Genomic DNA, 26,555 nt, shown 5'->3' on the forward strand with positions numbered 1-26,555 from the left:
TTAAGATCATAAATTGCAGCTGCAATCACTTTGCGGGTGCACCCCTCCGTCCTGGCGCCGCCGACCCATCGGGAGTCCGACATGAGCAGCACCACCCTCTTCACCCCGTACACCCTGCGGGAGCTGACCGTCCCCAACCGGATCTGGATGCCGGCGATGTGCCAGTACAGCGCCGCGCCGGACGGGGACGCGGCCGGCGTGCCGACGGACTGGCACTTCACCCACCTCGCGGCGCGGGCCGCCGGCGGCACCGGGCTGATCATCACGGAGGCCACCGCCGTCAGCCCCGAGGGCCGCATCAGCCCGTACGACCTCGGGATCTGGAACGACGAGCAGGTCGCGGCCTTCCGGCGGATCACCGCCTTCCTGAAGTCCCAGGGCACCGTGGCCGCGATCCAGCTCGCCCACGCGGGCCGCAAGGCCTCCACCGAGCGGACCTGGGTCGACCGCGGGCGCGCCCTGGCCGCCGACGAGGAGCACGGCTGGGCGCCGGTCGGCCCCAGCGCCGTGCCCTTCTCCCCCGCCCACACCACGCCGGAGGAGCTGACCGAGGAGCAGATCGGCGCGATCGTGGGCCAGTTCGCCGACGCCGCCCGGCGCTCGCTGGACGCCGGCTTCCAGGTCGCCGAGGTCCACGGCGCCCACGGCTACCTGATCCACCAGTTCCTCTCCCCGCACAGCAACCGCCGCACCGACGGCTACGGCGGCTCCTTCGAGGGCCGCATCCGCTTCGCGCTGGAGGTCGTCGACGCGGTGCGCGCCGTGTGGCCCGAGGAGCTGCCGGTCTTCTTCCGCGTCTCCGCGACCGACTGGCTCACCGAGAACCCGGAGGACGGCCGCGAGGGCTGGACCTCCCAGGACACCGTCCGCCTCGCCAAGGAACTCCAGGCGCACGGCGTGGACCTGCTGGACGTCTCCACCGGTGGCCTCGTCCCCGACGCCCGGATCGAGGCCGCGCCCGGCTTCCAGGTGCCCTTCGCCGAGGCCGTGCGCAACGAGGCCGGCCTGCCGGTGGCCGCCGTCGGCCTGATCACCGACCCCGCCCAGGCCCAGGCCGTCGTCGCCGAGGGCCGCGCCGACGCCGTCCTGGTCGGCCGCGAGCTGCTGCGCGAGCCGTACTGGGCCCGCCGCGCCGCCGCCGAACTCGGCGGCGAGGTCCCCTCCCCGGTCCAGTACCACCGCGCCTGACCGCCCCGACGACGCTGCCGCCCTGACCCCGCCCTGACCCCGTACCGGCCCCGCCCCAGGCGGGCAGGGCGGGGGTCGCGCGCAGGCCGCCGGTCGGGGCGGGGGCCGGCCGCAGCTCGCCGTGGTGGGCGTCGGTCACAGCGGCCACGACCGCCAGGCCCAGCCCGTGGGCTGGGCCGTAGCGGCTCCGGGCTCGTCTCCTCCCCGCGGGCCGCCTCCCCCGGCTCACCGGACGGGCCGGAAGCCGGTGCCCGCCGGGCCGGTGGCGCGCAGGCGGTAGAGACTGGCGTCGCGGCAGTCGCCGGCCGGTGGGCAGAGGTTCAGGGTGAGGTCGTCGCCCTCGCCCTCCTCGGGGATCCGGACGCCGTAGGAGACGAAGGTGACGAACCTGCCGCCACCGAGGTCGACGGCGCGGCTGTGGACGGGGCCGAGGAGGCGGTCGGTGTCGCCGGTCGCCCTGAGGTCCTCCACCCGGCCGCGGAAGGCGGTGATCGCATACGACTCCGCGCCCGGGGTCTGGTCGGGGGGCATGGGGTGCTCGACGGTCAGGCTGTCGATGGTGGCGGACCCGACGCCCACGGCGCCGTTGCCGTCGATGGTCACCCAGCAGACGTCGACGTTGTCGATCAGCCAGAACGCCTCCGCCCGGCTCTGCCCCTCGGAGTCGAGCACGGCCAGGGTCGCCAGGGTCGGTACCGGACACCGCGCGGGCCTCCTGGCCTGCGGGGTCACGGTGTTCACGATCCACTGGGCCGAGGCCGGGGCCGGCTCGGGCAGGACCACCTTGTGACGGTGGGGCCCGCCGCTCCCGCCCTGCGTACGGACGGCCACGACCACGGCCACCGCCACGGCCACGGCCACGGCCACCAGCAGCGCCGCCCGGCGCAGTGCCCCCGGCATCCGGTTCATCGCGTACCCCCCGTAGCGGCCGTTGCCTCCAGGCTCCGCCCCGGCGGGGTGACCGACAAGGCCTCGGAACGTCCCGGATTCGTCGCAGGTCGCCACGCGGGAACGGCCGTGCGCGGGACGTCGGCCGGGCCGACGTCCCGCGCACGGTCACGTCCCGGGTCAGGCCAGCAGGTCGGACTGGAGGGTGACGACCTGGCGGAACGGCGCGGTGGGGACGCCGCCGGGGTTGGTCATGGTGATGACGGCCAGCACGTCGGAGGCGCAGAGGTAGCCGACCCGGGCCGTGGGGTTGCCCTTGGCGGCGGTCGCGGTGGACTCCACGGTGGTCAGCTCGACGCCGTCGATGCCGTCCCAGTCCGTGTGGGGGGTGGACTTGGTGTCCGGGGCGGCCTTGGAACGGCCCTTGTTGCGCAGCGAGGTGTAGGTGTCCCGGGACTCGTCGGCGGAGCCGAAGCGCAGCAGCCGGATCTGGGTGCGGGTGCCGTCGGAGGCCGTCCACTCCCGGACGGTGGCCGCGCGGCAGGCGTTCTTCAGGAGCGCTTCGCGCAGCTTGGCCGGGTCCTGCTGCTCGGCGAGGACCGCGTCGCAGGGCACCCAGTCCGCGGTGGCTGCGGCGGGGGTGCCCGCTGCCGTCGGGGAGGCGCTCGGCGGCGTGCTCGGGGACGTGCTCGGCGACGCCGTCGGGGATCCCGAGGCGGTGGGGCTCGCCGTGGGGGCCGGGAAGGTCGGCGCGGTCAGAGCGCCGCCGGCCTCCTTGGGGACGGGCAGCAGCAGGTACCGCAGGTCCGCGTAGTGGGCGGACTTGCCCTTGGCGCCCGGCGCGGCCTTGCCGGACGGCAGGGGCGGCAAGGTCAGCGGCGGGAAGGTGTAGCGGCCGTCGCTCGCGGTGGCCAGGCCCGGGATGTCGGTGCGCTCGGGGGCGGTGACGGCCAGGGCGGTGCCGGTGCCGGCGAGGGCGAACACCAGGGCGGCGCAGCTCCAGCGCACCGCGGCCTTGCGGCGGCGGGCCCGGTGGGCCTGCTGCTCCGCGAGGGCTTCGGGGGTCTGGACGGGCTCGGTGAACTCGACGGCCCCGATGGCCTCGGGCGCCCCGGCGGCCCCGGCGGCCCCGGGGAGCGGAGGCGGCGGCACCGGCGGGGTCGGCGGTGCCGGAGGGGTCGGCGGCACGGGCGGGAGCGGGTCCGACGCGGGCTGCGGCGGGGTGGCGTGGTCGGTCATACGGACGCTCCCGGGCGGGCGAGTCGGTCGAGCTGCAGGGTGAAGAGGGCGACGATCTTGTCCTTGGGCAGCGGTGCCACGCCCTCGGCGTTCATGACGACCAGCAGGTCGCCCTCGGCGGCCGAGCACTCCAGGTAGTCGATCGGCGCGGACGGCGGCGCGGGCATCAGGTAGCAGTGCGCCTCGGGGTGGCCCGGGATCGCCGGGCCGATCCGGAACAGGCCGGTGTCGCCGGTGAAGACCGCGGTGTACTCGTTGATCTTCTGCACTTCCTGCTGGTTGAACTGGCGCAGCTTCAGGCCGATCACCAGGTCGTCGCCGCCGGCGAGGTAGGTGCGCACGCCGGTGGCCTTGACGTGCAGGCCCTCCCAGTAGGAGCGGAGCTTGTCGCGCTTCTCCTTGGGGACCTGCTGGAGCTCGGCGTCCAGCTGGGCGGCCAGCTGCTCGCCGTTCAGCTCGGTGTCGTTGCCGTAGACGCCGTCGTCCGGGCCGGGTTCGTAACCGGCCGGGACGGGCAGCAGCAGGTCGCGCAGCGAGCCGAAGTGGCTGCCGTTGGACTTGGCGCCGTAGGGGGTGGCGGTCGCGGTCGGGGTGGGCCCGGTGGAGGGGGCGGCGGCGGTGGCCGGGGTCGGGTCGTCGTACTGGGTCTTGATGATGCCGATGCCGATGACCACGCCGACCAGCGCGGCCGCGGCGGTCGCGGCGCCCGCGCGCAGCAGGCGGCGGGCGGCGGGGGTGGGCGCGGCGTCGGCGGGGGTGGGCGCGGCGTCGGCGGGGGTGGGCGCGGCGTCGGCGGGGGTGGGCGCGGCGTCGGCGGGGGTGGGCGCGGCGTCGGCGGACACCTGGTCGGGCAGGGGCACGGGCTCCGGCGCGGGCGAGGCCGGGTCCGGGTTCGGGTTCGGGTTCGGGTTCGTGGTCACGGTGTCGTCGTTCATGTCAGCCGCTCCCACTGCCGCTTGGCGAGGTCCTTGAGGATGTCGGCGTTCACCTGCTGGGTGCCGAAGGCCTCGATCGTCATCTGCACCGAGCCGCGCTTGGCGACGGCCTGGCCGTAGTAGAACTGCTCGGTGCTCTCGGCCCAGTGATCGGGCTCGGTCTCCACCTTGTAGCCGCCGTTGGCGCCCTCGGCGAACGGCAGCCAGGGGGAGGACTTCGCCTCGTCGGCGTGGTCCGGCGCGTACTGGATCAGCGAGACGCGGTAGTGGACGCCGTCCTTCGTCCAGTCCACCTCGACCGCGCGCCGGAAGCCGCGCGAGGCGAGGTCCCGGAAGACGGTGGCCGACTTGCCGCTGTGGTCGGCGAGTTCGCCGATCGAGATCCAGCTGGGCTTGTCCGGGTTGTCGCCCCAGGGGGTGCTGCCCTCGGGGGCGGTGAGCAGCAGCTTGGTCAGGTCGCCCTCGATGGACAGCGGCGCGGGCTGCTGGGCGGCGAGGGCGGCCGGGTCGACCGTCCCGGCCGGGTAGGACGGGCGCGCGACCTGCAGCGACGGCAGCGGCGTGGGCGGGCGCTGGGCCTGCACGGCGTAGCCGACGCCGCCGCCGGTCAGGGTGCCCAGCACCAGGGCGCAGGCCGCGAGCGCGACCGGGCGGGGGCGGCGCGGGGCACGGGGTTCGCGCTCGGGGCCGGCCTCCAGCAGGTCGCCCGGCCCGGTGGTGAACGGGTCGGCGGCCCACGGCCCGGTGGCGGGCGGCGTCAGCGGCGGCGGGACGGCGGGCGGCGCGGGCGGCGCGGCGGGCGCAGGGGGCGCGGGCGGCGCGGCGGGCGCAGGGGGCGCGGGCGGCGCGGCGGGCGCAGGGGGCGCGGGCGGCGCGGCGGGCACCGGCTCCGCGGGTTCGGTGGTCACGGAAGTGGCTCCAGAGGAGGAGGACGGAAGGGTGGCGTCGGAGGGCGGGCGGCGGCGCGCGCGTGGGCGCGGGGCTCAGCCGCCCGAGGCGAGCCAGTCGCGCTGGCGCTTCATCAGCTCGCTCAGCAGCGCCTTGTCCGGCGTCCCCTTCACGTCGACGTCGATCGTGTACTGGACGTCGCCCTGGCTGGCGATGCCGGTCATCGAGCCGGTGTAGGCCTGCTGCTTGGGCTTCTTGAGGTAGCCGCGGGCCTCGGGGAGGCCATCGACGTCGATCGGGTCCAGCGACTTGATCTTGTAGCCCTTGACGAAGTCGCTCGCCATCGAGGTGGAGCCGAAGTGCAGCAGGGTGACGGTCACTTCGGCCGTGCCGTCGGCCGTCCGGTACATCCGGGTCGCGCCCTCCTTGTAGCCGTAGGAGGCGAGGATGTCCTTGATGCCGTCCTGCTTGCCGAAGAGGTCGGCGACGTCCTCGTCGGTCATGGTCATCCCGTCCGCGGGCCCGTACGACTCGCCGCCGGCCGGGATCGGGAGCAGGAAGTAGCGCAGGTCGCCGGCGTGCTTGCCGCCGCTGACGGTGCCCTTGACGGTGCTGGCCGGGGCGGGCTCGGCCGGGACGGCGGTCGGCACCGGAACGGGCGCGGCGGTGGGCGAGGCGCTCGCGGTGGCGCTCGCGCTCGCCGTCGGGGTGGCGGTGACGGCGGGGGCGGCGGCCGGGTGCGCGTCGGGCTTGCCGACGGCGACGGTCACCGCGGCGCTGGCCGCCGTGACCGCGAGCAGGCCAGCGGTGGCCAGCGCGACGCCGACGGCACGCGGCAGCCGGCGCGCGGCCGGCGCCTGCGGCTCCGGCTCGGCGGCCGGGTCCGGCCCGTGGACCGGCGCGGGCGGCTGGGCCGGTGCCGGGGGTTCGGCGGCGGCGCTCTCGTTCTCGGGCTCGGGCAAGGGACTCCCCCAGGGAAAGAATGCGGAATCTCACGCGCGCGGCGCCCTCGTGGGAATCACTCCCCCAGCAGGTTCTCCGGACCCTCCGTCACGCGTTTCAGCAGGAATTATGAGAGTTCGCTGACAGGGCTGCCAACAAAATCAATCACCGCACTCTCACCCAATGCTTGATGAACCGGACACATCGTGATCCAACCGCAATGGGGCCGCCCCGAAGTGACGGACAGCCGTGACAGGGGTGGCGACCGGGGCCGGGGAAGGCCCCACGGAGCGGGCGGGCGCGTCGGGTCCGGACGATGTCGCGGCCGTGTCACCGCTCGGTACGGAACCCGGCCCCGGGGGTACGGGCGGGCCGGCGGGCGGTAGGAGGAGCGGCGGGGAGGCCGGACGACGGGGGAAGGGCGGCGCGGTGGCGGACGGGGAGCGCGGGCGGGGGTGGCCGGTGCCGGCCGCGGTGGCACTGGCGGGGGTGGCCCTGGCGGTGCTGGCCGGGGCGGGCGCGACGGCGGTGTGGCGGTGGTCGCTGGACCAACCGGTGGGCGGGACGCGGGAGTCGGTGTGCGCGGCCGCACTGGCCGTGGTCGTGGCCGCGGCCGTCCCGCTGCGCCGGCGGGCGGCGGGCCGCGGTCTCGCGCCGGTCGCCTCGTTCGCGGTGCTGTTCCTGATCGCTGTCTGGGGCACGGCGTTCGCGGCGGCGCAGGCCGCCGACACCGTCCGCACCCGCGTGCACGAGCCGCGCAGCGTGCCGGCCGTGGTGACGCACTGCCGGGTGACCGGCCGGCATCCGGTGGAGGGCGGCGGCCTGGGCTCCGGGACGTACGGCTGCACCTACCGCTGGAACGCGGACGGACGGGAGTTCAGCGCGGAGCGCCCGGTCGAGAGCCCCTTCCCGGACGGCCACGAGACCCGGGTCTGGCTGCGGGACGGCGGGCGGATGGCCACCGGCCGGCCGAGCCCGCTGTCGATCCCGTTCTGGATCGTGCTGGCCCTGGTCGGCCTGGCCGGCTCGGCGGCGTTCGCCGGGCGACTGGCCGCCCGGGCCGGGGACGCGGGCCTGCGGGGCGACCGGCGCCGGGGGTGACGGCGGAGGTGACGGTGCGTCAACCTGGCGCGGGCGGAGGCCGGGCCGGCGGGAGCCGTGCGTCCCGCCCGGGCGGGGAGTCGGGCGCGGCGGCCGGTCGCGCCCTGAACGAATCGCCCACGCACGGACGTGGACGGGAGTGAGCGGTCCGACACCCCCGAGCAATAGTCAGTCGATCGACATATGTCGGCAGACTGCCTATTGTGGGCGGTGCGGTGGCCGGTGTGCCGCCGCGCTTCCGACCCACGCGCGAGAGGACCGCCGTGCCCCGAATCCCCCGTACCGCAAGCACATTCGCCCTCGGCGCCGCCACCGTCGTGACACTGGCGCTGGCCGTGCCGCCCGCCCTGGCCCTGCCGGCGGCGGGCACCCCGGCGCCGGACGCGGACCCGGTGCCCGCCCTGGTGGCCGGCACCGGGACCGCCGCCCCGCAGCTGGTGACCGGCCTGTCCGAACCCGCCCCCGGCGACCCGGCCGACGCCGCGCTCGCCCACCTCGCGGCCCACCCCGACCGCTACCGCATCGACACCGGCGAGCTGACCCGGCTCGACTCCACGCCGGGCCCCGACGGCCGGCGCACCGTCAGGTTCGAGCAGCGCCACGGCGGGATCCCCGTCCTCGGCGGCCAGTACCTGGTGCACCTGTCCGGCCAGGGCGCCGGGCAGCGGGTGCAGTCGGCGGGCGGGCGCTACTTCACCGGGCTGACCGCCCCCACGGCCCCCACCGTCCCGGCCGGCGTCCTGCGGCAGGCGGCGCTCGACGGGCTCCCCGAGCCGCAGGCCCGCGCCTCGGCCGCCGCCGAGGACCACGGCCCGGTGATCCTGCCCGGCGGCGGTGGCCGGCTCACCGAGCACTACACCGTGCGCGCGGCGGGCGGCACCGCCCGGGAGGTGTACGTCGACGCGACCACCGGCACCGTCGCCCTCGCCCACGACGCCCGCGCTCCCCGGCCCGCGACCGGCCCCGCACCGGCCGCACCCACGACCACGACCGCCCCCGCCGACCCGGGCAGCGGGCTGCGACCCGCCACCGGCACCGCCCCCGACGCCCACGGGCGCCCCACCGCGGTGCACATCGCCGAGCGGGCGGACGGCACCTACCAGCTCACCGACCTCACCCGCCCCGCCGCCATCACCACCTACGACGCCGCCGGCCGCGACGCCGGCGACTTCGACGGGCCGCTGCCGGCCGACGCCGCCCCCGCCGCCTCCCCCACCCCCGGCTTCCCCGCCGCCACCGGCGAGCACGGCGCCACCGACGCGCACGTCAACGCCGGGATCGTGTACGACTTCTACCACGACCGGCTCGGCCGCGACGGCCTGGACGGCAAGGGCGGGCCGATCGCCTCCGTGGTCGACGTGACCGACGGCGGCAACCCGTTCCCGAACGCGTTCTGGGACGGCCGAAAGATGATCTACGGCTCCGCCCCGCAGTACTACCCGTTCTCCGCCGCGCTGGACGTGGCCGGCCACGAGATGACCCACGCCGTCGTCCAGCACACCGCCAACCTGGCCTACTTCGGCCAGTCCGGCGCCATGGACGAGGCGATCGCCGACTACTTCGGCAACGCCATCGAGGTCACCGCCCGCGGCCTGTCCATGACCGACCCCGCCGCCGCGCTGCTCGGCGAGAGCCTGTGCCGCACCGGCACCCCGCAGGCCTGCGCCCAGCGCCGCCTGGACGACCACCGCACCACCACGGCCGACTACCTGGGCTCCCTCGACGTCGACCAGGGCGGGGTGCACCTCAACTCCACCATCTTCGGCGGCGCGCTGTGGGACGTGCGGCGCGCCCTCGACCCGCTCACCGCCGACCGGGTCGTCTACCACGCCCTCGCCGACTACCTCACCCCGATGGACGACTTCCTCGCCGGCCGCGACGCGGTGCTCGCCGCCGGCCGCGACCAGGGCCTGGACCGGCGCCAACTGCGCGCGATCGCGGCCGCGTTCGACGCCCACGGGATCCGGACCGGCTGGCAGCAGCAGCTCGGCACGGACAGCCGCACCCTGCTGACCGACGTCCCCAGCGGCATGACCGACCCGGCCGCCGCGAACGGGCACTGGGTGGTACTGGGCAACGGGCCCGCCGGCACCGGGCTGTACACCGGCACCACCGACGGCCGCGGCAAGCCCGTACGGCTCAGCCCCGACGACGGACGCGTCCACAGCCTGGCCGCCACCGACGGCACCACCGCCGTCTGGATCGCCCAGGGCGGCGCCCAGGGCGGGCCGGCCAAGGACGTGCTGACCGCCCCGCTCAACGGACAGGGCCCCGTGCGCAGCCTCCTCTCCTCCACCTCCCTGGGCCTCGACGTCCCCCAGGTCTCCGGCGCGGACATCGCCTTCAAGGTCACCGACTACACCACCGGGCGCAGCCGGATCCAGCTGGTCCACGGCGGCTCGACGGTCGAACTCCCGCTGCCCGAGGGCCACGACCTGTCCGGCCTGACCCTGCGCGACGGCCTGCTCGGCTGGGTCGAGACCTGGCAGGACGGCACGCAGCAGGTGAGCGTGCCGACCGTCTACTCGATCGCCGCGGGGAAGGTCACCGCGCAGTACACCGCGCACGCCCCGGCCGGCTCCGGTCCGAGCACCGCCTCCTCCCCCCGTCTGGCCGGCGGGCGCCTGCTGTGGCTGGACACCCCCATCGCCCCGACCGGGCGCAGCACGATCCGCTCGGCGGCGGTGGACGGCTCGGGCGTCGTCGACCTGCTGCCCGCGGGTTCCCCGCAGGCCCCGCGCTACACCACGCTCACCGTCTCCGACCAGGCCGTGACCTTCCAGCTGAAGTCCGACCGGCCGGCCGGCGGTTGGACCAACGCGGCCCTGCCCAAGCTGTGGCAGCTCCCGCTGACCGGCGGCGCCCCGCAGCGCCTGTCCTGCGACCGCGGCGGCCAGTACGCCCCGGCCGCCGACCGGGGCACCCGGGTGGTGTGGCTGGACGCCACCGCGGGCCGCGCCGACCTGGTGGTCCGCGACCGTCCGGCGGGCACCTGCTGACCGCGCCTCGACACCTCGCCGGCGGTAGGGCGGCGGTAGGGCCGCGGTACGGCCACGGCACGGCGGCGGGGCCGCGGGGCGAACGCGCCCTGCGGCCCCGCCGCGGCGTCAGGAGTAGGTGATCTCGACCGACTCGACCACCACGTCCGCCACCGGGCGGTCGCCCTCGGTCGGGGCGGTGGCGATCGCGTCGACCACGGCCTTGGAGGCCGCGTCGGCGACCTGGCCGAAGATGGTGTGCTTGCGGTTGAGGTGGGTGGGGGTGCCCACGGTGACGAAGAACTGCGAACCGTTGGTGCCCGGGCCGGAGTTGGCCATGGCCAGCAGGTAGGGCTTGGTGAAGAACAGCTCCGGGTGGAACTCGTCCGCGAAGGCGTAGCCCGGTCCGCCGGTGCCGGTGCCGGTCGGGTCGCCGCCCTGGATCATGAAGCCCGCGATCACCCGGTGGAACGTCGTGCCGTCGTAGTACGGGCCGCTGCCCGGCCCGCCGGTGCGCGGGTCGGTGTACTCGCGGGTGCCCTCGGCGAGTTCGACGAAGTTGCGGACCGTCTTCGGCGCGTGGAACGGGAACAGCTCCAGGCGGATCGGGCCCGCCGTGGTGTGCAGGGTGGCGTAGCGGGCAGTGGCCACGGGTGACTCCTCGGGTGCGGTACGGCTGGTGGGGCTGGGTGCGGCCGGCCCGGCCGATGCGACCGGTGCGGCGCGGGCGGCTCGTGCGGTGATCGGGAGGATCGGCTACGGCATCCTGGCACAGCCCGGGGATTCGCGGCCGGACCGGGTGGAAGGATCCGCACACGGGGGCATGCGGTGCGGACGGAGGGCGGGTGACCGTGATGGTCGGTGCGGTGCTGATCGGATTGCTGGTGCTGGTGCTCGCCGGGTGCGGGTGCGTGGTGTGGGCCGACCGGGGCGGGCCGGGCTGGGTCCGCGTGGTCGCGACCCTCACGATCCGCGCCGGGGACGCGCTGCGCACGTACGCCCGGCGCAGCCGGCGGGGCAAGGGCTCGGGCGGCGGCGGGGACTGAGGCGTGACGGAGCGGGGGCGGCCGCGGGCCGTCTTCGAGGCGGCGCGGGCGGTCGAGGCGGTCCGTGACGTGCGGCCCCGGCGTCCCGGCGGCTGACGCCCATCCCCCGCGTCCGACGCGCCGCGTCCCCGGCCGCGGCCCGTGGTGGCGGGCGGCGGCCGGGGACGCGAGGGGTCGTCAGTCCTCGGCGGAGCGGCGGCGGGAGACCGCGACCAGCGCCGCGCCCGCGGCCAGGGCCGCGGCGGCGCCGCCGGCCTCCCAGCCGATCCCCTCGGTGCCGGTCGCGGCGAGCGAGCCGGAGCCGAAGGCGGCGATGCCGGTGCCCGTGCCCGTGCCCGAACCGTTGAGGCCGGTGCCGGTGCCCGTGGTGGTCTCGGTGTAGCCGGCCGGCTGGACGCCCTGCCCCTGCTGCGTGCCCTGCCCCTGCTGCCCGGTGCCCTGCGCGGGGGTCCCGGTGCCGGACGCGGCCGCGGCGGCCTCGTCCTCGGCGCGGGCCTTGGCCAAGCCGTCCGCGAGGAAGGCCGAGATGTCCGCGTCGCTGCCCTCCAGGGCGGTGTTCGCGGCCTTGCGCACGGCCGGCCCCCCGTTCTCGGCGAGCTGGGAGACCTTGACCCGGTTGTCGCTGGCGCGCAGCTTCGGGAGCTCGACCTCCAGGAAGCGCCGCAGGTCGGCGGGGGTGCCGTTGAGGGCCTTCTGGGCGCCCTCGACGACCTGACGGCCGGTCTCCTTGTTCGCGAGGATGACCAGGATCGCGACCCGGTCGTCCTCGGCCTGGGCGGCGGGCCAGCCCTCGGTCAGGAACTTCAGGATCGCCGCGTCGTCGCCGTCCATCGCCTTGTTCGCCGCCTCGCGCACGGCACGGCCGCCGGAGGACATGATCTGGGCGACCTTGACCCGGTTGTCATCCCCCCGCTGCTTCGCCAGCTCGACCTCCAGGAAGTGCCGCAGGTCCTTCGCCGTACCCTTCAGCGCCTTCTCCGCCGCCTCACGCACGCCGGGACCGGTGTCCTTGTCGGCCAGGATCCGCTCGATCTCGGCACGGTCCTGGTCCTCGGCCTGGGCGGCGGGCCAGCCCTCGGTCAGGAACTTCAGGATCGCCGCGTCGTCGCCGTCCATCGCCTTGTTCGCCGCCTCGCGCACGGCACGGCCGCCGGAGGACATGATCTGGGCGACCTTGACCCGGTTGTCATCCCCCCGCTGCTTCGCCAGCTCGACCTCCAGGAAGTGCCGCAGGTCCTTCGCCGTACCCTTCAGCGCCTTCTCCGCCGCCTCACGCACGCCGGGACCGGTGTCCTTGTCGGCCAGGATCCGCTCGATCTCGGCACGGTCCCGCTTCTCCTGGTCGCCCGCGCCGTCGGAGGCACCGGGGGCGGTGTCCTTCGCGCCCTTCGTGTCCTTCGCCGTGTCCGGCGCCGTGTCGGGCGCGGAACCCGAGGCGGTGTCAGGACCGGAGACACCGGCCGGCTGCGGGGCGTCGGCGGCGGAGGCCGTCGAGGGGAAGAGGACGGCGGGGGCCAGGACGGCGGCCGCGACGACGGCGGACACCCGGGGCAGCTTCAATGCAGCGGACCTTACTTCGCAAGAAGGATCACGAACCTCGCCAGCATAGATCGTCTTTCACGTTTCCCATACCGAATAAATGCAGGCCCTCAACAGCTCCCCTCCACCGTCGCCTTGTCCCGGCCGGAGCATGGATAGGGTGCGACGGATGAGCTTCCATCTCGTCGTCGGACACGGGCCCGCCGGGGCCGCCACCGCCCGCCTGCTGGCCGGCCAGGGCCATCGGGTCCGGGTCGCCACCCGCACCGGAGGCCCCGCGCACCGGCCCGCCGAGGACACCCGGCCCGCCGAAGACACCCAGAGCACCGGGGGCACCGGGGGCACCGGGGGCGTCGAACACCTCGCCCTCGACGCGGCCGACCCCGCGGCGCTCGCCCGCGCCGCGCGCGGCGCCGTCGCCATCCACGCCTGCGCCGCACCGCCGTTGCCGCAGTGGGCCGCACTCTGGCCCGCCCTGTCCGCCTCGCTGTGCGCGGCGGCCGAGGAGAGCGGCGCGGTGCTGGTCATGCTCGGCAACCTCTACGGCTACGGGCCGCTGCCCGACCCCGCCCGCCCGATGACCGAGGACCTGCCGCTCGCCGCGACCGGCCCCAAGGGGCGGGTCCGGGCGGCCGCCTGGGAGCGGGCCCGGGCGCTGCACGAGGCCGGGCGGATCCGGGCGGTGGAGGTACGCGCCTCGGACTTCTTCGGACCGGGCGTCACCGACGGCGGCCACCTGGCCTCCCGGGTGATGCCCGGCCTGCTCAAGGGCCGTCCCGTCACGGTGCTCGGCGACCCGGACGCCCCGCACAGCTGGACCTACCTGCCGGACGTGGCACGGGCGTTGGCCGAGGTCGCGGGCGACGAGCGGGCCTGGGGCCGGGCCTGGCACGTGCCCACCGCCCCCGCCCTGCCGGTGCGCGCGATGGTCGAGCGCCTGGCCGCCGAGGCCGGCACCGCCCCGGTCGCGGTGCGCCGGCTGCCGCCCGGCCTGCTGCGCGCGGCCGGGCTGTTCTCCCCGCTGCTGCGCGAACTGCGCGAGACCCGTTACCAGTTCGACCGCCCCTTCGTCGTGGACTGCACCGCGTACGAGACGGCGTTCGCGGTGCGGGCGACGCCGCTGGAGGAGCAGGTCGCGGCGACGGTCGCGTGGTGGCGCGAGCGGCAGGCCTCCTGACGGCCTCAGTGCTTGAGGGAATCCGCGCCGCGGTAGCCGGCCGGCACGCCCTCGACCAGGATCACGTCGGCGACCATGTGCCGGATGCGCAGCGGCAGGATCTCCCGGTAGGCGGGCGACTGCCACCAGGCGCGGGCCCGCTCGGCGTCGGGGAACTCGATGACGATCGTGCCGCCCGCGCCCCAGCGGCCCTCGACCGTCTCGGAGGGGCCGCCGTGGACGAGGAAGCGGCCGCCGAAGGGGTCGAGGGTGGCGTCGATGCGCTGCAGGTACTCGACGATGTCGGGGCCGAACTCGACGGAGTGGACCTGGGCGATCGCGTAGGCGGTCATGTGCTGCTCCTGGGGGTCGGGGGTTCGTCACGGGTGATCCGTCGGGGTTGGTCCGTCGGGGGTGGTCCGTCGGGGGCGTCCTGCCGACGTCCCCGACGGTAGGACGCGGGGTCCGGTGGGCGAATCAGTCACGTATCCGTCACCTACCGGGGGCGGGGTACCGGCGGGATACCGGCGGGGTCCGAGAAAGCTCGGATACCGGCGGGTGGCGGAGCCCTGACAAGCTGGGGGCGGTCGGCCGGCCGTACCGCCCCCTTCCCCGTCTTCCCTCGATCTGGAGAATCCCTGTGCGCTCGTTGATCCGACGCATCGTCCTCTCGGCCGCGCTCGCCCTGGGCGGCCTGGTGCTCGCCCCCGGTGCCGCCTCCGCCGACACCCCCGCGACGGTCCTGTTCAACCAGGCCTCCGAACGCTGTCCCAACGGCGCGGTGTGGGACACCCAGGACATGCACCCCTGCGCGCCGTCGAACAACCCCGGCAAGTGGGTCTTCACCCCGGTCCCGGGCTGGAGCGGCGTCTACACGATCAACAACGACGCCGACCGGCGCTCGTGCCTGACCGCCTCCGACGGCCGCCCCGGCGGCTACCAGTGCCTCGCCAACGTGACCAGCCAGATGTGGCGGATCACCCCGTACACGGCGGCGGACCAGACGGCCAAGTACGACATGGTCGGGGTGCGGATCCAGAACGTGTCCAGCTCGCAGTGCCTGGACAACACCGAGAAGAACTTCGGCGGCTGGAAGCTCTACATGTTCGGCTGCAACGACGGCGCCTACCAGCAGTGGGACATCTACCGCAGCAGCTACGAGGCCCTGTTCGGGCCGGTCGGCGCCCACAAGGGCATGACCTGGGCGAACCTGGAGCAGCGCGCCGACAACGTGGTGCACGTCGGCTACGACACGGCGAGCGACCCGTACCAGGGCGACACCCCGGCCGGCGTCCGGCTGCCGGTGCTGTGCCTGCGCAAAGACGGCCGGCCCGCGCCGGCGGGCGTGCCCACCAGCGGCTTCCACAGCTGGGCCGGCGGCGAGGTGAAGGCCACCACGCCGGTGCCCGGCACGCAGCTGAGCAGCCGGGCGGGCGCCGACCAGCTGTGCGCGGGCTCGTTCGGGGCGGGCTTCCGGATGGCGGAGTTCCACGACGCCTCGGGCTGGGGGCTGTGGGCCAACGGCACCCTGCCGACCCAGACCCGGTTCTGGACGGCGATCGACGACCAGCCGGCCAACCCGTGGAGCTGACCGCCCCGGCGGCGCGTCACGGGTGACCGGGGGGACGGGGGGCGGGTGATCGGGGGTCGGGGGCGGGCGCCGAGCGCGGTGGCGTCCGCCCCCGGATTTTCGGTCACGACATGCCCGCGTCAAGCCATTCGTTCGCACCTCCCCCCACCCCGGGGCACCGGCTTCCCTAGCATTCCGTCCGTGGCCAAACGACGCGAGCTCGAACGCGAAGTCCTCCGCTCCATCGACGAGTTGGCGGCCTCCAAGCTGCCCGCCGCCGACCTGTTCCGCGAGCTGCACGCCCTGCTGCGGGGCCCGTTCGGCTTCGACGGCGGGTGCTGGCACGGCACCGACCCGGTCACCGGGTTCCCCACCTCCACCGTCGCCGACGGCCTCGACCCCGCCCGCTTCGAACAGGCCGTCCGCCTGGAACTCCAGGGCGAGGACGCCACCACCTTCGGCGCCATCCGCGCCGCCGGCCACCGGGTGCAGACCATCGGCCGCGCCACCGACGGGCACCCCGAACGCAGCGTCCGCTACCGGGAGTTGCTCCACCCCTGCGGCTACGGCGACGAACTGCGGATCAACTTCGACCTCGGCGGCGGCCGGTGGGGCTGCGCGGCGTTCATGCGCGAGAGCGGCCGCGACCCCTACGACCTGCCCGAACTGCGCCTGGCCGAACGCATCGCCGCCCCCATCGGCGCCGCCCTGCGCGGCGCGCACCTCACCGCCCTGCGCACCGCCCGCCCCTCCCCGCCCGCCCAGGCCCCGGCCGTCGCCGTCCTCGACACCCACGGCCGGCTGCGCTCCACCGACGCGGCGGCCCGCGACCTCATCGCCCGGATGGCCGAACCCGCCGGCCTCACCGGCAGCGTGCCCAGCGGCTTCCTCACCGTTTCCCGCCAGGCCACCCGCACCGGCCGCCCCACCGAGGTCCGCGTCTGCACCCCGGACGGCCAGTGGCTCGCCCTGCACGCCACCCCGCTCGACGGCCCCACCGGCGGCGTCGCCGTCATCGCCACCCCGGTCTCCCCCGTCCAGCGCCTCCCGCTCGCCGTCCTCGCCCACGGCCTGTCCCCCCGCGAACAGCAGGTCGCCCTCCACGCGGCGCGCGGCACCAGCACCAAGGACATCGCCGCCCTCCTGCACCTCACCGTCCCCACCGTCCAGCAGCACGTCGGCGCCATCCTCACCAAGACCGGCACCCGCACCCGCCGCGAACTCGTCACCCTCCTGATGGCCGACCACCTCCCCACCCTCGGACTGCCCCCGGCGTAGCGGGGCGGCCTCGTCGCCGCCGTACGGCGAACCTCCGTCAGAGTCTCGATCGCGAATCCGGCACGCATCGGCAGGGGTGACGTGCCTGCCGGTCCTGACGCCTCGTGTAGCATCCGCGCAGCTCAAAGGCGTGACCATACGGACGGATGAGGAAAAGTGCGGAAGACAGCCGACGGCGCCCCCGGGGACAGAGCCGAGGACGACAGGACGACGCGGCGGCGGCGAACCCTCGCCGTGGCGGCCGGGGTGTGCGTCCTGGGCGCGACCGGGATCGGCGGGACGCTCCTGCTGGCGGGGTCGCCGGCCCCGGCGACGCCCGACTCCGCGGCCACCTCGGCCCCCTCCCCCTCCGCTTCCCCATCGGCCGAGGCGCCGGCAGTGGCAGCGGCACCGACCGAGACACCTGCGGCCGCACCGACGACGGACGGACCCGCGGCCACGCCCGAGGCCCCGGCCACCACCCCGCCGACCCGGTCCCGCCCCACGGCCGCCCCGGCACCCGCCACCCCGGCCCCGGCATCGCCCACCCGCAAACAACCGGCGGCCCCCGCCGCCAAACCCTCACCCGACTGGACCATCCCGCCCAGGCCGGTACCCACGCTGCCGCCCGTCCCCGCCTCCTGCCCGCCCGGACAGATCGCCTCCTGGGACGGCTGCCACCCGCTCGGTCCGGCCATCCCCGTCGGCCCGACCAACCCACCCGCCACACCCCGCTGACCCACCCCGGCCGGCAGAGCCTCGGCCCCACCGCCCGGTCCGCACCCCGAGCAGCCAGTGGTGCCCCGCCCGGCGCGACCGCCGGGCGGGGCCGGAAAGCGTAAGACTGCAGGATGTGCACCGGAACTGACGGCTCACCGAGAATCTGCGCCAAACGGTCGAATTTCACGTCTCACACAAGCGGCGAACCTGGAATCGGCTCCCATCTCGGCTCGAAGAGAGGCCACCCAGTCGGCACCTCCTGACCCGAAAGAACCCCAGTGATGAATTTAGTGAATCCACCTTCATAGGTCACAATGCGGGCCAACTGCCGAAATATGACAACGACGCCCCATTCCCCTCCGGATCGCGGCACCAGGAAGCAATCGTCACCATCCCAGTTGGAATAGCCCCAAGGAACCAAATCAGCCGGACCGAAAGAGAGCGAACGGAGATCCTCGACGTAATCGGGCAGCACCCTGTCGAGCTTGCGCCGAGCCCGCTTCATAAAATCGATCATCGGGTCGATTCCATCCGGGTGCGGGACGTTGAGGTGCCGCATCACCAGGCCGTCGCCATACAAACGAACGAACTCTTTGAAATCTGCGGGAAGTTCGATACCTGCCCACGCCTCTACCGCAGCCCACGACTCGGGGCGCGGCGGCCGAATCCACGGGTCCACTCGAACCACATCATGAAACATTCCTTCGGGCATTCCCATCGACATCAACCTCCGTAAGTCTGGGATGAACAGATTGGCTCGTTGTCCTCATCGGCGACATTAAGGACCAGGCAGTCCACGTTCATGCCCCCTGTCCCATGGGCCTCCAAGTGGATTGCCAACGGGGTGCCACTGCCGGGCGCATAGACTGCCCGCGTGTCGTAGCTGACCCGCTGACGCCCCGACTTGATCTCAGTCTTGATCTTGGTTTCGATCCCGCTCATCACGGGGGAGTTGGCCCATCCATGGAGTGACACAAGGTTGCGCAAATTGTCTCCAGAACCACCGAACTGCTTACCCATGAGATGACCGCGGGCCCGGCCGTGCTGATGATCTGGCAGCAGCCAGTATTCCGGCGGAGTCACCATGGGTCTCCGAGGATCGTTCTTCCATGCTGTTGCGGTGCCGTCTTCCAGGTCCTCGGGGCCGTTGAAGTCTCCGTGGGTACGAGTTGCACGGCAGCCATCCAGGGTCAACGACACCGTGATCACGCGGGGGTGGCGCGAGATCCGGGTCGACGAGCTGGTCGCCCGACTGCCGCGGCAGGCCTGGAAGCGCCTGTCCGGCGGCAAAGGCTCGCACGGAGAGCGGATCTACGACTGGGCCCGCGTGGCGATCCGCCCCGTGTGGGAGGACGGCGTCGGCCACTGGGTCTTGGCCCGCCGCTCCGTCAAGGACCCCACCGAGATCGCCCACTACGTCTGCCACGGCCCCGTCGCCACCCGTCTGAAGGACCTGGTCAAGGTCGCCTCAGCCAGGTGGGCGATCGAAGAATCGTTCCAGGTCGCGAAGAACGAGTGCGGCCTGGACCACTACCAGGTCCGCCGCTACGACGCCTGGTACCGACACATCACCCTGTCCATGGCCACCCTCGCCGCACTCACCGCCATCCGCGCGAACGAGCTGGAAAAGGGGGATGCCGATTAGGACAAACCGACCTGATACCCCTGTCCGTCGCGGAGATCCGCCGCCTCATCGGCCTGGTCCTCCGGCCACACTGGCTCACCCCACAGCACCATCTGCACTGGTCATGGTGGAGACGCCTCAGTCAGACCCGAGCCCGCCGCAGCCACTACAAACACAGAGGCCACACCCCATAACTGTGATTGCAGTACTAGCGGTGGCCTGACGCTCCGGGGAGCAGCGGTCAAGCGGGTGGTCTGCGCCGGGCGGCCGGATGGGGCTGACGAGGTTTTCCCGGGTCCCCTCCCTGGCCGGACCGGCTGACTTGCCGTCAACAAACGACCGGTAGGTGCCGTCGACGACGGCGAGGAGGAAGGCCGCGAAGCCGCCGTCGAAGCGGTCCCACTCCCCCAGGCTCCGGTAGAACGCCACCACCGGCCGGGCACCGGGGTCGTCGCCCTCGGTCAGCCAGAAGAACTGGTCCGCGTTGAGGTTGGAACCCCGGGAAAGCAGACCGCCGGGCTCGGGGTGGACGGGGTACGGGCAGTGCTCGTCGGCGGCCGGTTCCCACGGCGATCCCGTCCGCGCAGCACGATGCCGGCCGGGGCTGTTCCCCGCGCGAGGGCGGCATCGGCAAGTTCGTCTGGTGCCTCATCACCCCCGAGGGGGCCGCCGCGTGACCACCGTCGTCCGGGCCGAAATCACCGGTGTCATGCTGGCCGCCCTCTTCCCCGGCCTCGACCACGCCCCGCCCGTCCTGTGGGAACACGTCCGCAGGCTCCCCGTCCGCGAGGCCCACCGGGACTTCATCCGTATCTGCATCGGCCCCGGCGGCGGCGAGGGCGTCGCCGGCTGCCTCGCCCGGGGCGACAGCTGGAACACCACCCTCCACGTCGGCGGCATGACCGACTGGACCGCCCACCCGATCACCATCACCACCCACGGCTCCTGAACTTCCCCGCCCCCGCCCGGCGTCCGCGCCGGGCGGGGGCAAACCTCAGGTGTCGGTGCCGCGCCACCCTCCGTCCCCTCCGCTCGCCCATGAGCCCCCGCGTGGAGCAGGTCACCTATCGGCGGCTCACGTTGAGGATCCCCTCACGCCCAAGGGTCCTCGAAGCGACCCCGGGCCGCTGCCTGGTCCTTGTAGTGCAAGAAGCGGGGTACCGGAATGTCCGGAAGGGAAATGTCACTCAAGGGCCACTCTTCGAAGTCGTCACGCAGAAGCCGGAGCAGGAACTCGGCCATCCCACAGGGGTACACCGACCATCCGGCATCGACCCTCTTGTAGACAGCAACTGGCCAACGGTTCGAATCAGGATCCGTGGTGACCCAGCAGAGGGTGTCCGCACCTGCCGTCGTGCCCCAGATGAGCATGTCCTCCAAACGGTGGACCCCCGCCGCCGGATCGCTCCAATGCCGCAGCGTACTGTCCGCCAACGCCGCCTCGGAGATCCGCGAAACCCAGTCCCCGCGCAACGGTTCCCCGTGAACGGCCGGTGTGACGAAGCTCAGCGAGTCCTCGATCGATCCGCTGCCGAAGGCCGCCACGAAGGCCCGGTAATCAGCCGGGAACGACACACCGTACGCTTCAGAAGCCACGGTCCAGTCTACGTCTTCACCCCTGGTCGGGCCGGGACGTGAAACTCTCCGGATGATCTCCGCCACGACATCCGATGTGTCATGCGTCTTGCTGTTCATGCTATTTCACCCACCCACTTGGCGAATACGCTCCCATATTGTGCCACTTCATGTCCAAGAAGCTGTACATGTCGTTGGGAACATAGTTGTCGAAGAAGAGCTCGGTGCCACCGGTCGAGCTGTATCCCGAAGCCTTCATCTGGAACCCGATGGGAATCACTCCACCTCCGGCATATTTCGGCGTCACCCAGTAGTGCACGACCTGCCCTGCGTTCACGGCCTTCCTGACGAGATCCTCGTAGTGGGCCATGTTGTCGACATGGTGGTCCGGGCTTCCGCCCATGGGGGTCGAATTGGCCGTACGGGAACAGCTGGCGATGTTCTCGTACGCCGTCCCCTCGCCGCCGAGGGAACCCGCGAGCAGATGGCAGATGTTGCGCCAGTTGCTGGTGTCGTTGTGTCCGAGCCACCAGGTGAAGGTGGCTGCCCACACGTGGCCCGGCGGTAGGACCGCGTTGGATCCGGACGGCTTGGTCGCGATGTCCTTGCCCTTGTTGTGCGTCTCGACGAATGCCTTGTCGAGACAGGCTTCCACGCCCGTGGCACGGCCGCCGTTGCCCGCGTCGAGCGGCGAGTAGAGACGCCAGCCACCACCGAATCCGTTCCGGCAGTCACTGCCCGACCGACCCCTGTCCTCACCCGGCTCGGTGCCCGGCTGGGGGCCGGTGGCGGCCGCGACGACGGTCGGGGCGACGTTCTGCTGGACCGCCAGCATCGCCTGGAGGTCGGCGGAGCTGTAGGAGGCCGCGATGACGTTGAGGGCCTGCTGGGGGTTCGGCGGGGTCCAGTCGAGCTGGGGGGCGGGGCGCTCGACGGCCGCCTGGGTCTTGTCGAACGGAGGCTTGGGGGGATCGGGGTGGAAGACTGCGGGGCGCACGGGCGGGGTGGACCGGCGGCAGGTGGTGCAACCGCCGCCCGAGGACTGCGAGCCGCCCCGTCCTGCGGGCTTCCATTCGTCGGCGACCGGCTGGCCGGTCGGGCTCTGCGGGGAGGAGGACGACGAAGAGTTGGACCTCGCGCGCTGCCGGGCCTCCCGCTTCTCCAGCCAGTACTCGCTGAGGTCGTAGGAGCCGTCTGCCGTCGCGCCGTAGTACCCGACGTAGCCCGAGGGGTTGGTGTAGTCCGCGGTGAAGCGGTTGTTGGTCGGGGCCTTCCCGGTGTACGTGTTGAGCTCGTCGGCGTAGGCCTGGGAGGCCCGGGGCTTGCCTGCGGTCTGGCCCGGCTTGATGGTGATGCTGCCCTCGAACTGGCCCTCCCCGAACTGGATGCCCTGGTTGTTGTTGTTGGCGGGTGCCCGCTGGCCGGCGATGGGAGCGGGGGCGGGCCTTGCGCCACCACCGGCGCCACCGCCACCGCCGCCGCCGGCCTTGGGAACCTCGTGCCCCGTCGGGTCGATCCCGTTCAGCGGGCTGCCGTTGCCGTAGGTGTAGCGGTTGGCCTGGACGGAAGGACTCGGGTTCAGGAGGTAGGAGTCGCGGCTGGTGAAGCCGCCGGTGCCGGGGCGGTACCAGCGGGCGGCCATGTTGACGTCGCCGGTGGTGGGGTCGGTCCAGCCGCTCTGGTAGCCGAGGCTGGTACCGGTCCCGGTGGTGGCGGTGGGCTTGCCGAAGGGGTCGTAGGTGGTGGAGCCCGTGACGCTGGTGCCGTTGGTGTCCAGGGTCGCGGTGACGTCGGTGTGCTGGTCGGTGCGCAGGCGCACGCTGCTGGTGGCGTTGGCGGCGCCGAGCAGGTTTCCGGCGGCGTCGCGGGCGTAGGTCCAGGTGCCGTCGTTGGTCAGGTTGTTGGAGCCGCCGTCGTAGGTGAAGCGGGCGGCGTTGCGCGTGGTGACCCGGTCGAGGCCGTCGTAGGTGTAGCTGGTGGTGCCTTCGGTGATCAGGCGGCCGAAGGCGTCGTAGGCGTCGGTGTCCTGCTCGGGTCCGGTGGTGACGGCGGCCAGGGCGTCGCCCGCCGGCTTGCCCGGGGCGGCAGATGGGGCACCACCCTCTACGTAGGCGGGACGACCAACTGGACCGCCCACCACCCGATCACCAACGCCACCCACCAGCCCTGAATTCCCCCGTCCCCGACCGACGTTCGCACCGGGCGGGGACGGCAGGCCTGCTCACCCCTGGGCCGGCGGCCGGGCACCGGCCCAGGGGTGCGTCAGCTCCTCGGCCCGCCGGTCAGCGGGTCGAGCCTGTCGCGGTACCTCTGCCGGCTGAGCCGCCAGTGGACGAAGCGGGGGAACTCGCAGCCCCAGGCGTCGGTGATGCCGATGGGGCACGGGTCGATCTCCGCCGTGAGCATCCGGTGGAGGAACTCGGCCATCCCCATGCGGAAGACCTGCGGCGCGCCCCCGTTGCGGCCGAGGACCACCACCGGCCACGCGTCGGGGTCGTCCCCGACCGTCAGCCAGCACAGCGTGTCAGCGGTCGAGGAGCCGCCCCAGGCGACGAGCTGCTCGGCGCAGCGGACCTCCTCGGTGGGCTCGCCGTCCTCCTCGAAGAGCCAGCGCGCCTCCTCCGTCAGGTTGTGCATCCCCGGCTGCGGAGCATCCGGCGGCATCAGCTCGTCGGGCGCGAGCACCGAGACGCACTCCTCGATGCCCCCGTTCCCGTACCGGGCGATGAACTCGGTGTAGTCGCGCGGGAACCGCAAGCCCCACGCCTGCTCGACCGCCGCCCAGTCACCGGACTCGCCGGCTCCCTCGTGCGGGGGCATGAGCTCCAGCAGCCTGCTGATGTCGAATTCGCGTGCCATTTCATCACTTTCACTGGAGCCCGGGGTCGTACCGGGTCCTGGTCTTCAGCCCGTAGGGGGAGTGGGGAACGACTTCTGCCTTGTGGCCCGTCAGGTACCGATCAGGCGCAGCGAGGCCCAGAGGGCCAGGACGGCGATGCCCAGGGTCGCCGGGACGGCGAGCAGGCCGAGGTGGGTGAACTGGCGCAGGTTCACGGTGACGCCGCGCTCGCGCACGATGCTGCGCCGCAGCAGGGTGGCGAGCGAGCCCGCGTAGGTCAGGTTGGGGCCGATGTTCACGCCGAGCAGTACCGCGAGGACGGCGCCGGGCCCGGCCGGTGCCGCCAGGGGGACCAGGGCGAGTGTGGCGGGCAGGTTGTTGATGACGTTGGCGAGGACGGCCGCCAGCGCCGCCGTGCCGAGCAGGGCGGGCAGGGCGGTGCCGTGCGGGACGAGGTGGGCCAGGCCGGTGGCGAGTCCGTTGTCGACGACCGTGCGCACCACGACGCCGAGGGCGAGGACGAAGGCCAGGAACGGCGGGTTCGCGGAGCGCAGCACGTCGGCGGGTGTGGCGTGGCCGCGGGCCAGGGCGCGGACGGCCAGCACGGCGGCGCCGGCCGCGGCCGCCCAGACCGGGTCGACGCCCAGTGCCGAGGTGAGGACGAACCCGGCGAGCGTGCAGCCCACGGTGACCAGGGCGAACAGCGGCATCGCGGGTGCCTCGCCGGCGGGCGGCGCGCTCGCGCCGGTGTCCAGGTCGGCGGCGAAGAAGCGGCGCAGCACCAGGTACTCGACGCCGACCGCCGTCAGCCACGGCAGGGTCATCAGCGCGGCGAAGCGGCCGAAGCTCAGGCCGCCCCACGGCGCAGACCAGGACCAGGGCCAGCAGGCTTGCGGACAGGACTTCGGCCCAGGCGGTGTTCAGGGGTGCTCCTCGGGTGCTCAAGTAACCGGCGGGGCGGACGGCCGGGCGGGCGTACGGGATCGTCCCGGTCATCCTCCCGGGTCAGGCCGCACCGGTTCGGCCCGGACCCGGCCCCGCCCCGGCCCGGACCCGGCAGTCCGGTCAGCCAGGCGGCCCGGTCAGTCCCACCAGAACGACCACTGGTGCGCGCCCACCAGCTCCTCGGCGTACTCGGTGAGGCTGCCGGTGCCCTGGAAGACCAGGTCGGGGCAGAAGGAGACGTGCTCGGCGGCCACCGGGAGCGCCTCGGCGAGCGTGGCGGGCGGCACCGGGACGCTCAACTCCAGGGTGTCGAAGCCGACTTCGACGACCTGGGCGCCGAAGCGGCGCTCCCAGTCGGCGAGCACGGCGGCGACCTTGGCGATGTCGTCCTCGTGGTTCACCGGCCCGTTCCACCCGCACACCGCCAGCGCCTCGGCGCCGCTGTCGGCCCGTACCAGGCCCAGGCGCACGTCCTTGACGCACTGCAGCACGTCGGCCAGCCCCCGGGCCTCGGCGCCGGCCGCGCCGTCGGGCACGTCGACGGCGGGGGCGGTACCGGGCCAGGTCAGGCCGTAGGGGGCCAGGGCCTCGGCGAGCTCCGCGCGGTCCTCCCCGTCGTCGTAGTCGTCCTCCTCCCCGCCGTCGTACGTCTGCCACCAGCCGCGCAGCAGCGCGGCCGGGTCGTACAGCTCGGCGACGCCGGCGTCGCTCGGGTACAGCTCGCCGGACAGCCAGGGCCGGTAGTCGGGGCCGCTGCGGTCCAGCGGGCGGAGCAGCAGCGGCCACAGCCCGCTCCGCGGGTGCGCGCGGTGCAGCTGCGCCCAGAGCCCGCCGGGGGCGGGGGCGTCGGTGATCCACAGCAGCGGCTCCCGCCCCTCCTCCCCTATCAGGCGGCCGGGCGGCACGGGGACGGGCAGGTGGGCGGGCAGGTGGGCGAGGGCGGCGGCGAGGTCCGGGGGCGGCGTCATGGCACCCACCGTAGGAGCGGGCACCGACAGGACGGGCGGACGCGGCCCGCAGTCGGTGCCCGGGCCCCGCCAGACCCGGACCCCCGCCAGGCCCGGGCACCCGCCAGGCCCAGGCCCCGCCAGACCCGAACGCCCGTCAGCCCCAGGGCAGTTCCGCGCGCGTGCGCCAGTACGCCTCGGCCGGCTCGGCCATGCCGTCGAGGGCCGCGAGGTCCTGCGGGCCCGGCCGGGCCTCGGCCGCCGTCAGGTTGGAGGCGAGCTGGTCGAGGGTGGCGGCGCCGGAGAGGACGACGTCGGCCCAGGGCTGGGCGGCGGCCGCGGCCAGGGCGAGGGCGTCGGGGGTGGTGCCGGTGCGGTCGGCGAGGGCGCGCAGGGCGGCGGTGTCGGGGCCGGTCGCGTTGCGGCCGGCCAGGCGGCCGTTGGCCATGCCCTCCTTGACCACGACGAGCCAGCCGGCCGCGTGGGCCTCGGCGAGGGCGGGGGCGGCGGAGGTCTCCAGCAGGTTCCAGGTGGCCTGGACGGCGGTGAACAGCGGACGCCCGGCCACGGTGACGGCGAGGGCCTCGCGGATGGTGGCGCCCTGGGCGGGGCCGCTGGTGGACAGGCCCACCCGCACGCCCTCGGCGGCGAGGGCGGCCAGGCGCTCGTGCAGGGCGGGGTCGGTGAGGGCGGGGCTGCCGGGGACGACGGAGTGGACGAGGTAGACGTCGAGGCGCTCGCCGAGCAGGGCGCGGGTCTCGCGGACCTGACGGTCGAACACCGCCGTCGAGTGCTCCTTGACCTCGTGCGCGGCCACCCCGTCGCTCTGCCAGCCGGCCGTGTAGGTGTAGCCCCACTTGCTGCCGACCGTCACCTCGGCCGCCGCCTCGGGGTGTTCGTCCAGCCACTGGGCGAGGAACTCCTCGGCGCGGCCGTAGGAGCGGGCGGTGTCGAGGTGGCGCACCCCGGCGGCGTACGCGGCGTCGAGGAGGGCGTGGGTGCGCTCGCGCAGTGCCTCGACGGTGCGGTCGGCGGGCAGGTCCGCGTCGCGCCCCAGGGTGATGTAGCCGGGCCGGCCGACGGCGGCGGTGCCCAGTCCCAGGCGCGCGGGCTGCGGGCGGGCGGGGGCTCCGGTGGCGGCGTCGGTCGGCATGGCGTGGTCTCCTCGGGCGCGGCGG

General features: G+C 74.1%; 23 protein-coding genes and 2 pseudogenes. 9 read left to right on the forward strand and 16 right to left on the reverse strand.

Annotation, left to right across the window (positions count from 1 at the left end; genetic code table 11):
• Window positions 1-81 precede the first annotated feature (81 nt).
• Window positions 82-1,188, forward strand: a complete 1,107-nt coding sequence (locus tag AB0Q99_RS23435) for an NADH:flavin oxidoreductase/NADH oxidase (protein ID WP_363574781.1) — start codon at window positions 82-84, stop codon at window positions 1,186-1,188.
• Window positions 1,189-1,413: 225 nt separating this feature from the next.
• Here AB0Q99_RS23435 and AB0Q99_RS23440 read toward each other — a convergent pair whose 3' ends face one another.
• The 5 genes from AB0Q99_RS23440 to AB0Q99_RS23460 all read right to left on the reverse strand — a co-directional run bounded on the left by AB0Q99_RS23440 (window position 1,414) and on the right by AB0Q99_RS23460 (window position 6,100).
• Window positions 1,414-2,097 carry a hypothetical protein gene (locus AB0Q99_RS23440; RefSeq protein WP_363574783.1) on the reverse strand — a complete coding sequence of 228 codons (684 nt, stop codon included), beginning with the start codon at window positions 2,095-2,097 and terminating at the stop codon, window positions 1,414-1,416.
• A gap of 159 nt (window positions 2,098-2,256) precedes the next feature.
• Window positions 2,257-3,315: a hypothetical protein gene (locus tag AB0Q99_RS23445; RefSeq protein ID WP_363574785.1), complete on the reverse strand. Its 1,059-nt coding sequence runs from the start codon at window positions 3,313-3,315 to the stop codon at window positions 2,257-2,259.
• Window positions 3,312-4,250, reverse strand: coding sequence for a hypothetical protein (locus AB0Q99_RS23450; protein WP_363574787.1), 939 nt, complete (start codon window positions 4,248-4,250; stop codon window positions 3,312-3,314). Before AB0Q99_RS23450 ends, AB0Q99_RS23445 begins: the two co-directional genes overlap by 4 nt.
• Window positions 4,247-5,158, reverse strand: coding sequence for a hypothetical protein (locus tag AB0Q99_RS23455; protein WP_363574789.1), 912 nt, complete (start codon window positions 5,156-5,158; stop codon window positions 4,247-4,249). Before AB0Q99_RS23455 ends, AB0Q99_RS23450 begins: the two co-directional genes overlap by 4 nt.
• Before the next feature lie 75 nt (window positions 5,159-5,233).
• Window positions 5,234-6,100, reverse strand: coding sequence for a hypothetical protein (locus tag AB0Q99_RS23460; RefSeq protein ID WP_363574791.1), 867 nt, complete (start codon window positions 6,098-6,100; stop codon window positions 5,234-5,236).
• Between the two features lie 409 nt (window positions 6,101-6,509).
• Here AB0Q99_RS23460 and AB0Q99_RS23465 point away from each other — a divergent pair, with 409 nt between their 5' ends.
• Both AB0Q99_RS23465 and AB0Q99_RS23470 read left to right on the forward strand, forming a co-directional pair.
• Complete coding sequence (locus AB0Q99_RS23465) at window positions 6,510-7,181, forward strand: hypothetical protein (protein ID WP_363574793.1); 672 nt, start codon at window positions 6,510-6,512, stop codon at window positions 7,179-7,181.
• Between the two features lie 263 nt (window positions 7,182-7,444).
• The gene (locus AB0Q99_RS23470; RefSeq protein WP_363574795.1) at window positions 7,445-10,180 is read left to right on the forward strand and encodes a M4 family metallopeptidase; all 2,736 of its coding nucleotides are present in this window, start codon (window positions 7,445-7,447) and stop codon (window positions 10,178-10,180) included.
• Window positions 10,181-10,288: 108 nt separating this feature from the next.
• On the opposite strand, the gene AB0Q99_RS23475 is transcribed toward AB0Q99_RS23470, so the two are convergent.
• Entirely contained in the window at window positions 10,289-10,810 is a 522-nt protein-coding gene (locus tag AB0Q99_RS23475; protein WP_363574797.1) for a peptidylprolyl isomerase, read from the reverse strand.
• A gap of 203 nt (window positions 10,811-11,013) precedes the next feature.
• On the opposite strand from AB0Q99_RS23475, the gene AB0Q99_RS23480 reads away from it, so the two are divergent.
• Entirely contained in the window at window positions 11,014-11,205 is a 192-nt protein-coding gene (locus AB0Q99_RS23480; RefSeq protein ID WP_363574930.1) for a hypothetical protein, read from the forward strand.
• A gap of 177 nt (window positions 11,206-11,382) precedes the next feature.
• Here the strand turns inward: AB0Q99_RS23480 and AB0Q99_RS23485 are convergent, their stop codons facing one another.
• Complete coding sequence (locus AB0Q99_RS23485) at window positions 11,383-12,750, reverse strand: ALF repeat-containing protein (RefSeq protein WP_363574799.1); 1,368 nt, start codon at window positions 12,748-12,750, stop codon at window positions 11,383-11,385.
• 163 nt (window positions 12,751-12,913) lie between these two features.
• Here AB0Q99_RS23485 and AB0Q99_RS23490 point away from each other — a divergent pair, with 163 nt between their 5' ends.
• Window positions 12,914-13,921 (forward strand): NAD-dependent epimerase/dehydratase family protein, encoded by a 1,008-nt coding sequence (locus AB0Q99_RS23490; protein ID WP_363574801.1) that lies wholly within the window; start codon window positions 12,914-12,916, stop codon window positions 13,919-13,921.
• A 5-nt stretch (window positions 13,922-13,926) separates the two neighbouring features.
• Here the strand turns inward: AB0Q99_RS23490 and AB0Q99_RS23495 are convergent, their stop codons facing one another.
• Window positions 13,927-14,253, reverse strand: coding sequence for a DUF1330 domain-containing protein (locus AB0Q99_RS23495; protein WP_363574803.1), 327 nt, complete (start codon window positions 14,251-14,253; stop codon window positions 13,927-13,929).
• Window positions 14,254-14,540: 287 nt separating this feature from the next.
• On the opposite strand from AB0Q99_RS23495, the gene AB0Q99_RS23500 reads away from it, so the two are divergent.
• Together AB0Q99_RS23500 and AB0Q99_RS23505 are read left to right on the forward strand one after the other, a co-directional pair.
• On the forward strand, window positions 14,541-15,491 hold the full coding sequence (locus AB0Q99_RS23500) for a hypothetical protein (RefSeq protein WP_363574805.1): 951 nt from the start codon (window positions 14,541-14,543) through the stop codon (window positions 15,489-15,491).
• 180 nt (window positions 15,492-15,671) lie between these two features.
• Window positions 15,672-16,748 carry a helix-turn-helix transcriptional regulator gene (locus AB0Q99_RS23505; RefSeq protein WP_363574807.1) on the forward strand — a complete coding sequence of 359 codons (1,077 nt, stop codon included), beginning with the start codon at window positions 15,672-15,674 and terminating at the stop codon, window positions 16,746-16,748.
• Window positions 16,749-17,637: 889 nt separating this feature from the next.
• Here AB0Q99_RS23505 and AB0Q99_RS23510 read toward each other — a convergent pair.
• Together AB0Q99_RS23510 and AB0Q99_RS23515 are read right to left on the reverse strand one after the other, a co-directional pair.
• Window positions 17,638-18,165 (reverse strand): SMI1/KNR4 family protein, encoded by a 528-nt coding sequence (locus AB0Q99_RS23510; protein WP_363574809.1) that lies wholly within the window; start codon window positions 18,163-18,165, stop codon window positions 17,638-17,640.
• Window positions 18,166-18,170: 5 nt separating this feature from the next.
• Window positions 18,171-18,647 carry a DNA/RNA non-specific endonuclease gene (locus AB0Q99_RS23515; protein ID WP_363574811.1) on the reverse strand — a complete coding sequence of 159 codons (477 nt, stop codon included), beginning with the start codon at window positions 18,645-18,647 and terminating at the stop codon, window positions 18,171-18,173.
• Between the two features lie 40 nt (window positions 18,648-18,687).
• On the opposite strand from AB0Q99_RS23515, the pseudogene AB0Q99_RS23520 reads away from it, so the two are divergent.
• Both AB0Q99_RS23520 and AB0Q99_RS23525 read left to right on the forward strand, forming a co-directional pair.
• Window positions 18,688-19,092, forward strand: a pseudogene (locus AB0Q99_RS23520) (IS701 family transposase); the annotation flags it as partial.
• A 652-nt stretch (window positions 19,093-19,744) separates the two neighbouring features.
• Complete coding sequence (locus tag AB0Q99_RS23525) at window positions 19,745-20,020, forward strand: hypothetical protein (protein ID WP_363574813.1); 276 nt, start codon at window positions 19,745-19,747, stop codon at window positions 20,018-20,020.
• A 143-nt stretch (window positions 20,021-20,163) separates the two neighbouring features.
• Here the strand turns inward: AB0Q99_RS23525 and AB0Q99_RS23530 are convergent, their stop codons facing one another.
• From AB0Q99_RS23530 to AB0Q99_RS23555, 6 genes and pseudogenes are all read right to left on the reverse strand, one after another.
• Complete coding sequence (locus AB0Q99_RS23530; protein ID WP_363574815.1) at window positions 20,164-20,766, reverse strand: hypothetical protein; 603 nt, start codon at window positions 20,764-20,766, stop codon at window positions 20,164-20,166.
• Between the two features lies 1 nt (window position 20,767).
• Window positions 20,768-22,783 carry an RHS repeat-associated core domain-containing protein gene (locus tag AB0Q99_RS23535; RefSeq protein ID WP_363574817.1) on the reverse strand — a complete coding sequence of 672 codons (2,016 nt, stop codon included), beginning with the start codon at window positions 22,781-22,783 and terminating at the stop codon, window positions 20,768-20,770.
• 125 nt (window positions 22,784-22,908) lie between these two features.
• Complete coding sequence (locus tag AB0Q99_RS23540; protein ID WP_363574819.1) at window positions 22,909-23,505, reverse strand: SMI1/KNR4 family protein; 597 nt, start codon at window positions 23,503-23,505, stop codon at window positions 22,909-22,911.
• Window positions 23,506-23,595: 90 nt separating this feature from the next.
• Window positions 23,596-24,339, reverse strand: a pseudogene (locus AB0Q99_RS23545) (ArsB/NhaD family transporter); the annotation flags it as partial.
• A gap of 228 nt (window positions 24,340-24,567) precedes the next feature.
• Window positions 24,568-25,398, reverse strand: coding sequence for a DUF4253 domain-containing protein (locus tag AB0Q99_RS23550; RefSeq protein WP_363574821.1), 831 nt, complete (start codon window positions 25,396-25,398; stop codon window positions 24,568-24,570).
• A gap of 136 nt (window positions 25,399-25,534) precedes the next feature.
• Window positions 25,535-26,530, reverse strand: coding sequence for an aldo/keto reductase (locus AB0Q99_RS23555; protein WP_363574823.1), 996 nt, complete (start codon window positions 26,528-26,530; stop codon window positions 25,535-25,537).
• Between the last annotated feature and the right edge of the window lie 25 nt (window positions 26,531-26,555).

The sequence above is a fragment of the Kitasatospora sp. NPDC086791 genome, assembly GCF_040685975.1.
GTDB lineage: Bacteria > Actinomycetota > Actinomycetes > Streptomycetales > Streptomycetaceae > Kitasatospora.

What these genes read in the sequence shown, in the direction of transcription:
- AB0Q99_RS23435 (WP_363574781.1), top strand. Translation starts at nt 82, where the DNA reads ATGAGCAGCACCACCCTCTTCACCCCGTACACCCTGCGGGAGCTGACC.
- AB0Q99_RS23440 (WP_363574783.1), bottom strand. Translation starts at nt 2,097, where the DNA reads ATGAACCGGATGCCGGGGGCACTGCGCCGGGCGGCGCTGCTGGTGGCC.
- AB0Q99_RS23445 (WP_363574785.1), bottom strand. Translation starts at nt 3,315, where the DNA reads ATGACCGACCACGCCACCCCGCCGCAGCCCGCGTCGGACCCGCTCCCG.
- AB0Q99_RS23450 (WP_363574787.1), bottom strand. Translation starts at nt 4,250, where the DNA reads ATGAACGACGACACCGTGACCACGAACCCGAACCCGAACCCGAACCCG.
- AB0Q99_RS23480 (WP_363574930.1), top strand. Translation starts at nt 11,014, where the DNA reads ATGGTCGGTGCGGTGCTGATCGGATTGCTGGTGCTGGTGCTCGCCGGG.
- AB0Q99_RS23490 (WP_363574801.1), top strand. Translation starts at nt 12,914, where the DNA reads ATGAGCTTCCATCTCGTCGTCGGACACGGGCCCGCCGGGGCCGCCACC.
- AB0Q99_RS23495 (WP_363574803.1), bottom strand. Translation starts at nt 14,253, where the DNA reads ATGACCGCCTACGCGATCGCCCAGGTCCACTCCGTCGAGTTCGGCCCC.
- AB0Q99_RS23510 (WP_363574809.1), bottom strand. Translation starts at nt 18,165, where the DNA reads ATGGGAATGCCCGAAGGAATGTTTCATGATGTGGTTCGAGTGGACCCG.
- AB0Q99_RS23530 (WP_363574815.1), bottom strand. Translation starts at nt 20,766, where the DNA reads ATGAACAGCAAGACGCATGACACATCGGATGTCGTGGCGGAGATCATC.
- AB0Q99_RS23540 (WP_363574819.1), bottom strand. Translation starts at nt 23,505, where the DNA reads ATGGCACGCGAATTCGACATCAGCAGGCTGCTGGAGCTCATGCCCCCG.
- AB0Q99_RS23550 (WP_363574821.1), bottom strand. Translation starts at nt 25,398, where the DNA reads ATGACGCCGCCCCCGGACCTCGCCGCCGCCCTCGCCCACCTGCCCGCC.
- AB0Q99_RS23555 (WP_363574823.1), bottom strand. Translation starts at nt 26,530, where the DNA reads ATGCCGACCGACGCCGCCACCGGAGCCCCCGCCCGCCCGCAGCCCGCG.